The organism is Sphingomonas sp. AAP5, from assembly GCF_004354345.1.
GTDB classification, from domain to species: Bacteria; Pseudomonadota; Alphaproteobacteria; order Sphingomonadales; family Sphingomonadaceae; genus Sphingomonas; species Sphingomonas glacialis.
Map to the genome: position 1 here is coordinate 3,694,302 of NZ_CP037913.1, position 8,199 is coordinate 3,702,500.

The window sequence follows — 8,199 nt, forward strand, 5'->3', positions numbered from 1 at the left end:
CGGATGCTGAAATGGGGACTGTTGCCGCCCCCCTTACGCTTATGCTGCGGCGCGGGAGCCGGACGTGTCAAGCCGCTCTTCCTCCCCTCCCTTCCACGCAGGGGAGCAGAATCCACAACCATCTGGCGTTCGCCCGAACGCTCGCATAGAGAACGCACCCTTATGGCCCGCATAGAAACCCCAAAACGCATCCGCGGCACGCAGGACATCTTCGGCGAGGAGCAGCGTCGCTTCGCACACGTCATCGAGACGTTCGAACGCGTCCGCCGGCTCTATTGCTTCCAGCGCGTCGACATCCCCGTGTTCGAGAGCACCGCGGTGTTCGCGCGCTCGCTCGGCGAGACGACCGACGTCGTGTCGAAGGAAATGTACACCTTCGAGGATCGCGGCGGCGATTCGCTGACGCTGCGCCCCGAATTCACCGCCGGTATCGCGCGCGCCTATCTGACCGAGGGCTGGCAGCAATATGCGCCGCTCAAGATCGCGACGCATGGGCCCGTGTTCCGCTACGAACGCCCGCAAAAGGGGCGCTTTCGCCAGTTCCACCAGATCGACGCCGAGGTGATCGGCGCGAGCGAGCCCGCCGCCGATGTCGAGCTGCTCGTGCTGGCGGACCAGTTGCTCCGCGAACTCGGCATCGCCGATGGCGTGACGCTCCAGCTCAACACGCTCGGCGACGCCGAGACGCGCGACGCGTGGCGCGCGGCGCTGGTCGCGCATTTCGAGGCGCATCGCGACGTGCTGAGCGAGGACAGCCTCGCGCGGCTCGACAAGAACCCGCTGCGCATCCTCGATTCTAAGGACCCGCGCGATCGGCCGGTCGCCGACAGCGCGCCCGATATCGACGCCTATCTGACGCCAGAGGCGCGCGCCTTCTTCGATGCGGTGACGGCGGGGCTCGATGCGGCGGGTGTCGCGTGGACGCGCAACGCGCGGCTGGTTCGCGGATTGGATTATTACCGCCACACCGCGTTCGAATTCGTCACCGATCGGCTCGGCGCGCAGGGCACCGTGCTCGCGGGCGGGCGCTATGACGGGCTGATCGGGAGCCTCGGCGGTCCGGAGACGGCGGGTGTTGGCTGGGCGGCGGGGATCGAGCGGCTGGCGATGCTGCTCGAGGAGCCGACGGTCGACCAGGTCGATATCGCGGTCGTGACCGAGAATGACGCAGATCCGCTCGATGCCGTTCGCGTGGTGGCAGGCCTTCGGCGCAGCGGTCTGTCCGTTGCGGCGGCGTTTGCCGGTAATGCGAAGCGCCAAGTCGAGCGCGCGCGGCGCGCGAATGTGACCGAGGTTCTTTTCGTCGGGCGTGTGGGCGTCGACGGCGGCACCGCAGCGTCGCTCAAGCTCGGCAAGATCGGGATCGGGCCCGTCGCGCTCGAGGACAGGGCGGACGCTGTTTTGAAGGCACTGTCCGCCGATATCGCGGTTGGCGCGGACGATGCTGCCACCTTGATCGGAACGGGGATCGCCTTGATCTGGCGCCCGCGATGACCTCGATCTCCCCCGAACGCATCCTGCAGATCGAGGCGCGGCGCGACGAACTGTCGGCGCTGATGGCGTCGGGCGACCTCCCGTCGGATCGCTTTGTCCAGGTCTCGAAGGACTATGCCGAACTCGAACCGATCGCGCGTGCGGCGGGCGAGGTGCGGCGGCTCCGCGCCGAGCTCGACGTGCTCGCCAGCATGGAGGAGGAGAGCGACCCCGAGATCAAGCTGATGGCGCGCGAGGAAATCGCGACGATCCGCGACACGCTCCCAGATGCCGAACGGAAGCTCGCGCTCTCGCTGCTCCCGCGCGATGCTGCCGACGAGCGCGCCGCGATGCTCGAGATCCGCGCCGGCACCGGGGGCGACGAGGCGGCGCTGTTCGCCGCCGACCTGTTCCGCATGTACCAGCGCTATGCCGAAGCGCAGGGGTGGCGGGTCGAGCTGATCTCCGCGTCTTCTTCCGAAAGCGGCGGGTTCAAGGAAGCGATCGCCTCTGTCGAGGGCAAGGGCGTGTTCGCCAAGCTGAAGTTCGAAAGCGGCGTCCACCGCGTCCAGCGCGTTCCCGCGACCGAGGCGCAGGGGCGCATCCACACTTCGGCGGCGACCGTCGCGGTGCTGCCCGAGGCCGAGGAGGTCGACGTCAAGATCGACGACAAGGACCTGCGGATCGACGTCTACCGCTCGTCGGGGCCGGGCGGGCAGTCGGTCAACACCACCGATTCGGCGGTGCGGATCGTGCATATTCCGACCGGGCTGACCGTCATCCAGCAGGACGAAAAGTCGCAGCACAAGAACCGGGCAAAGGCGATGCGGGTCCTGCGCACGCGGCTGTACGAGGCCGAGCGCGACCGGTTGCACCAGGAGCGCGCGGGGGCACGCAAATCGATGGTCGGGTCGGGGGATCGTTCGGAGCGGATCCGGACGTACAATTTCCCGCAGGGGCGCGTGACCGATCATCGCATCAACCTGACGCTGCACCGGCTGCCCGAGATCTTGCAGGGCGAGATGGATGAACTGGTCGGCGCGCTGATAGCGCAGGACGAGGCCGAGCGCCTGGCCGCCCTCGATGCGTGACGAGCCCGAAAAGCCCCTCCCCTTCAGGGGAGGGGTTGGGGTGGGGAAGTGCGCGACGCCAGATCTCTGCGAGGCTTCCCCCACCCCCAGCCCCTCCCCTGAAGGGGAGGGGAGGATACGGTCGGCGCTTTCCGACGCCACGAACTTCCTCGCCGACGTCAGCGAAACCCCCCGCCTCGATGCCGAGCTCCTGATGGCGCATGCATTCGGCATCCCCCGCGAGCAGCTCCTGCTCAACCGGCTCGATTCCGCCACCCCGCACAGCTTCGGCCCGTTGCTCGCGCGCCGGCTCGCACATGAGCCGATCGCCTATATCACCGGCACCCGCGCGTTCTGGACGATCGAGCTCGCGGTCGGCCCGGGCGTGCTCGTGCCGCGCGCCGACAGCGAGACGCTGCTCGACGCAGCACTCGCGCATTTCGGCAAGGCCGGACCGCGCCGGATTCTCGATCTCGGCACCGGCCCCGGCACGCTGCTGCTCGCAGCGCTCGACCAATGGCCCGGCGCGACCGGCCTCGGCGTCGATGCGTCACCCGAGGCGCTCGCTTACGCGACGCGCAACGCCGCCACGCTCGGCCTCGCGACCCGTGCCGAATTCCGCACCGGCGATTGGGCGACCGGTCTCGACGGCGTGTTCGACCTCATCCTCTCGAACCCGCCCTATATCGGCGCCGACGAACCGCTCCCCGCCGAGGTCCGTGCGCACGAACCCGGCATGGCGCTGTTCGCCGGCGCCGACGGGCTCGACGACTATCGTCGCATCGCGCCGCAGTTCCCCGCCCTGCTCGCGCCCGGCGGCGCCGCGATCCTCGAAATCGGCTCGACCCAGGCGCCTGCCGTCACCGCTTTGCTCGCCGCGCACGGCCTTGCGGTCGCGCTGCGGCACGATCTCGCGCGCCACCCGCGCGCGCTGATCGCAACGCACAGCGCGTGATATTGCGTTCGATCAGCACAATATTGTGCTTGGAGATTGCCCCGCGACCCGCTATTGGACGGCGCAGGGGCACGCATTCTCACCATAGTCGGTTGAAAATGGGCTGGTGTCCGCCTCCATCGTCATGCAGTCGCCCCGTCCGGCGACGCTGGCAAGCGCGCAGTGCCGATGGTCGGTGGCCGGCGCGCAGGAGGCATTGCATCCATATTTCTGGAGCGTGACCAGGTTGGTTCCCAAGAACAGGACAACAAGACGTTGATCAATAATCGTCAGGCCGGCCGCCGTCGCGGCCGTGGCGGGCAGCAGCAGCGCTCGTCGGGTGGTGGTGGAAATCCGGGTCGTCAGGACACCGGCAACCGCATCGACAATCGCGCCCGCGGCAATGCCGCGCAATTGCTCGAGAAATACAAGACGCTCGCGCGCGACGCGCAGATGCAGGGTGACCGCGTCAACGTCGAATATTACCTCCAATTCGCCGATCACTATTTCCGCGTGCTCGCCGAAACGCGTGCGCGCTTCGAGGAAAACGGTGGCGCGGTCTCGACCAAGCGGATCCAGGGCGCGACGCTCGACGAGGACGAGCCCGATTACGAGGACGAGGGCGAGCGCGTCGTCGAGCAGCCTCGTCAGGAGCAGGCCCGTCAGGACCAGCCCCGTCAGGAGCAGCAACGCCACGATCCGTCGCGCCAGGAACAACCGCGCGGCGATCAGCAGCGCGGTGGCCAGAACGGCTATCGCCAGGACGGCAACCGCCAGGATGGCAACCGTCAGGACGGCAATCGCGGTTACGCGCAAAACGGCCAGTCCAATCACGCTGCGGCGAACGGGCAGTCGAATGGGCAGCACGGCAGCGAGCAGCGCGAAGCCGCGCAAGGCTATGAGGATCGTCCGCGTGGTCGCGTGAACGGCAATGGCGAGGGCGGTTACGATCGCCAGGCCGAGCCGCAGCGCGAAGAACGTGCCGAGCGCCAGCCGCGCGGCGAGCGCTACGAGCGTCCCGACCGCGTGTCGCGCGCGCTCGAACCCGTCGTCGAAGCGCAGCCCACCGGTGCGGAGCTTCCGCTCGACGCCGCAGCGCTGGTCGAGCCCGTCGCCGAAGCGCCGCGTCGCGGGCGTGGCCGTCCACGCCGCGAAGTCGCGCCGATCGTCGAAGCACCCGTCACGTCCGACGCAGCCGGATCGGACGATGGCGGTTTTGAGGATAACGGTTTTGCCGCCGATCGCCTGCCGCCGTCGCTCAACGTCTCGGCAGTCGTCGAGCCCGAGTTCGGCCAGGAAGGCGACGTCGTCGAAAAGCCACGCCGCCGTCGCGGCCGCCCGCCCGCAACCGCGGCAACCACGGTCGAATAAGCAAATCTTCTTCCTCACCCCGGCCACGCGCCGGGGTGGGCGTCCCACACGCTCGCCGCAGCGAAGGGATTGTAACACCGTCGTTATATTCCTAGCCTATTCCCCAAGATACGAAGTGGGGAGGCGACATGCGGATCTGGCTGGCGACGACGATGCTGTGGGCCCCCGCGCTCGCCTGCGCGCAGACCACCGCCCTACCGCAAGACGAAGGTGCGCGCTCGGGGCAGGGCGACGTCGCGGTCACGATCTACAATAACGATCTCGCCTTGATCCAGGACACGCGCCAACTCGCGCTCCCGCGCGGCCGCAGCCGCCAGGACTTCGCCGACGTCTCCGCCGCGATCCGCCCCGAAACGGTCACGCTCAAGACGACGGGCGCGAGTATCGTCGAGCAGAATTTCGATTACGACCTGCTCTCGCCGCAAAAGCTGATGGACAAGGCGGTCGGCCAGACCGTCACGCTCGTCCGCACCAATCCCGCAACCGGCGCCGAAACGCGAGAGGAAGCCCGCGTGCTCGCCAACAATGGCGGCACGATCGTCCAGATCGGCAGCCGGATCGAAGTGCTCGACCGCAGCGCCGGCCGCGTGATCTTCCCGACGCTGCCGCCCAATCTGCGCGCGCGCCCGACCTTGTCTGTCACGCTCGACAGCGATGCGGCGGGGACGCGCCCGGCGACGCTCAGTTATCTGTCGCGCGGGCTCGGCTGGAAGGCCGATTATGTCGCCTTGTTCGATGAAAAGGCGGGCAAGCTCGACGTCCAGGGCTGGATAACGCTGAACAACACCAGCGGCACGACCTTCACCGCCGCCAAGACGCTGCTCGTCGCGGGATCGGTCGGCAGCGCCGAGGACGACAATGGCCCGCGCTATTCCGCGCGCCCGACCACGCCGCGCGGCAGCCAGTCGGGCACCGAGACCGCCAACCGCGAACAGCTCGGCGATTTCTACCTCTACCCGCTCGCCGAGCGTACCACGATTGCCAACGCGCAGACCAAGCAAGTCAGCTTTCTCGACGTCGCCGGGTCGCCCGCTGCCAAAGCGTATTTCTATCGCAACCCGTGGCTCGCGACGCAGAGCGAAGCCAAGAGCGTCGATACCGTGCTCACCTTCAGCTCGTCGCGCGACGGCGGGCTCGGCGATGCGCTCCCCGCCGGGACCGTCCGCGTTTATATGCGCGATGCGCGCGGCGCACCGCAATTCATCGGCGAAAGCGCCATCCCGCACACGCCGATGGGCTCGCGGCTCGCGCTCAAGACGGGCGAGGCGTTCGACGTGAAGATGCGGCCGGTGGTCGAAAAACGCGAGCGGATCTCGGCGGATCGCTGGCGCACGACGATGCGCTACACGCTGACCAATGCGCGCGCGACCGAAGCGGTCGTCGAGGTCGCGCAGGATGGGCTCGACACTTGGTGGCACGACACCCGCGTCGTGACGGAGAACCAACCGAGCGAGCGCGTCACCGCCGACGAGGTGGTGTGGCACGTCCGCGTCCCCGCCAATGGCACGGCGAGCGTGATCGCGACTTTCGACACGCGGTACTGAGCCCGGTGCGCCGCGCGCTGCGATGGCTGAGCGTGCTGCTCGTCGCGGTCGTCGCGCGCGCGGCGCCCGCGCAGACGGTCTCGCCCGCGCCCGACCGCGTTGCGGTGACAATCTACCGCGCGCCCGATCGATCGGCGGACTCGCCGATCGATCTAAGCTGGCTGGGCGGCTATGCGCTGATCACCGAGCAGCGCCGCGTGGCAATCCCGGCTGGGCGCACCACGCTCCGCTTCGAAGGTGTCGCGGCGGGGATCCTGCCCGAAAGCGCCATCGTCACCGGGTTGCCGAATGGCGTTCGCGAGAAGAATCTCGATGCCGAGCTGCTGTCGCCGCGCAGCCTCTACGCGGGGACTTTCGGCCGCCCCGTCACGCTTCGCCGCACCATCGCCAAGCGGAGCGTCGAAGAATCCGCGATCATCCGGTCGAGCCCCGATGGCGCGGCGATTGTTCAGACGCGCGACGGCGTGGTCGCGGTCGATTGCGGGCCGGCCACGGAGACGCTGGTCTATAATGGCATCGCGTCGGGGCTGTCGTCCAAACCGACTTTGTCGGTCGCGCTCGACTCGCCGCGCGCTGCGACCGTCACGATCACGCTGTCGTATCTTGCCTGGGGTTTCGACTGGCAGGCGAACTACGTCGCGACGCTGAAGCCAAACGGCCGCAGCGCCGATCTGCTCGCCTGGGTCACGCTCGCGAGCGGCGATTCAACGAGCTTCGCCGATGCCGAGACGATGGTCGTCGCCGGGCGCGTGGAGCGCGAGGACCGCGCGCCCTATCCATATGCGCGCGGCAGTGCACCGCTGACGTTTCACTGCTTTGCGCGCCCGATCGCGGATTTCGTGCCCGGCGCCCCGCCGCCCCCGCCGCCGCCAGCCGAGGCACTGGATATCGTCGTGACCGGAATGGCGATGCGCGCGCCGCGCCGGGTGACGCAGGAGGATCTCGGCGACCTCAAGCTATACCGCGTGCCCGATCGCACGACGGTCGCAGCGCTCGCGCAGAAACAGGTGGCGTTGCTCGATCGGCAAGCCGTGCCGGTCGATATCCTGTATGTCGCGACGGTCGACGCGGCGGGCGAGGCCGGCGCGCCGCACCTCACGCTGCGCGCGCTCAATCGTAGTGCGAAGGGGCTCGGCGTGCCGCTTCCCGCCGGGCCGGTCGCGGTGTTTCAGCCGCGCGGCGATGCCGCGGTGCTGATCGGCGAAGGCGCGATTGACGACAAGGCAGTCGGTGAGCTGGTCGAGGCGAATCTGGCGGTCGCGACGCAAGTCACGCTCGAGACGACGCCGCGCGAGAGCGGCGCCAATCGCGGCAAGGCGTGGGAAGACGTCGCGCTGATCCTGCGCAACGCCAATCCTCATCCCGTCCGGTTCGAGTTGCAGTTCGATCCGCGGATTGCGCCGCGCGTGTCGCATCCCACGAGCGCGCTGACCCACACCGACGGCAAGCTGGTCTGGGCGCTCGAACTCCCCGCCAATGCCACGCGCGGGCTGGGCTATCGCGTATCGGCCGATCGCTAGCGATTGCGGGGCGCGGCTTCCCAAGCGCTGCCAAACGTGGAATCCTCCAGCGCCTGAGAGACTCGGCTGACGAGCGCAGACAGGAGAGAGCCAATGACGATCGCGGCAATACTTCGCACCAAGGGCGGCGAGGTGGTCTCGATCACCGCCGAGCAGACCGTCGGCGACGCGGTCGCGCTGCTCGCCGAGCGCCGCGTCGGCGCGGTCCCGGTGATGGCGGGCGATGCGGTCGTCGGCATCTTTTCCGAACGCGACGTGATCCACGCGATCGCCGCGCATGGCAGCGC

Annotated in this window: 7 protein-coding genes (1 of these 7 cut by a window edge); all 7 read left to right on the top strand. The window is 68.5% G+C overall.

All coding sequences use genetic code 11. The features are described 5' to 3' along the window. Positions 1-162 precede the first annotated feature (162 nt). Positions 163-1,494, top strand: coding sequence for a histidine--tRNA ligase (hisS, locus tag E2E30_RS17110; protein WP_240698968.1), 1,332 nt, complete (start codon positions 163-165; stop codon positions 1,492-1,494). Beyond that, on the top strand, positions 1,491-2,564 hold the full coding sequence (gene prfA / locus E2E30_RS17115) for a peptide chain release factor 1 (protein WP_133191581.1): 1,074 nt from the start codon (positions 1,491-1,493) through the stop codon (positions 2,562-2,564). Before hisS ends, prfA begins: the two co-directional genes overlap by 4 nt. 115 nt (positions 2,565-2,679) lie before the next feature. Next, positions 2,680-3,498 carry a peptide chain release factor N(5)-glutamine methyltransferase gene (gene prmC, locus E2E30_RS17125; protein WP_133192168.1) on the top strand — a complete coding sequence of 273 codons (819 nt, stop codon included), beginning with the start codon at positions 2,680-2,682 and terminating at the stop codon, positions 3,496-3,498. 255 nt (positions 3,499-3,753) lie between these two features. Then, entirely contained in the window at positions 3,754-4,848 is a 1,095-nt protein-coding gene (locus E2E30_RS17130; protein ID WP_133191583.1) for a DUF4167 domain-containing protein, read from the top strand. Between the two features lie 128 nt (positions 4,849-4,976). Next, positions 4,977-6,392: a DUF4139 domain-containing protein gene (locus E2E30_RS17135; RefSeq protein WP_133191584.1), complete on the top strand. Its 1,416-nt coding sequence runs from the start codon at positions 4,977-4,979 to the stop codon at positions 6,390-6,392. Next, complete coding sequence (locus E2E30_RS17140; protein ID WP_133191585.1) at positions 6,326-7,912, top strand: DUF4139 domain-containing protein; 1,587 nt, start codon at positions 6,326-6,328, stop codon at positions 7,910-7,912. Before E2E30_RS17135 ends, E2E30_RS17140 begins: the two co-directional genes overlap by 67 nt. A 93-nt stretch (positions 7,913-8,005) precedes the next feature. After that, positions 8,006-8,199, top strand: the start of a protein-coding gene (locus tag E2E30_RS17145; protein WP_133191586.1) for a CBS domain-containing protein. The gene runs 235 nt beyond the window's last position; 194 of the gene's 429 nt are visible here — the first part of the coding sequence; it begins with the start codon at positions 8,006-8,008; the stop codon falls past the right edge of the window.

Bases quoted from the DNA above. Each gene is read 5' to 3' on its own strand.
- hisS (WP_240698968.1), top strand. From the start codon at position 163: ATGGCCCGCATAGAAACCCCAAAACGCATCCGCGGCACGCAGGACATC.
- E2E30_RS17135 (WP_133191584.1), top strand. From the start codon at position 4,977: ATGCGGATCTGGCTGGCGACGACGATGCTGTGGGCCCCCGCGCTCGCC.
- prfA (WP_133191581.1), top strand. From the start codon at position 1,491: ATGACCTCGATCTCCCCCGAACGCATCCTGCAGATCGAGGCGCGGCGC.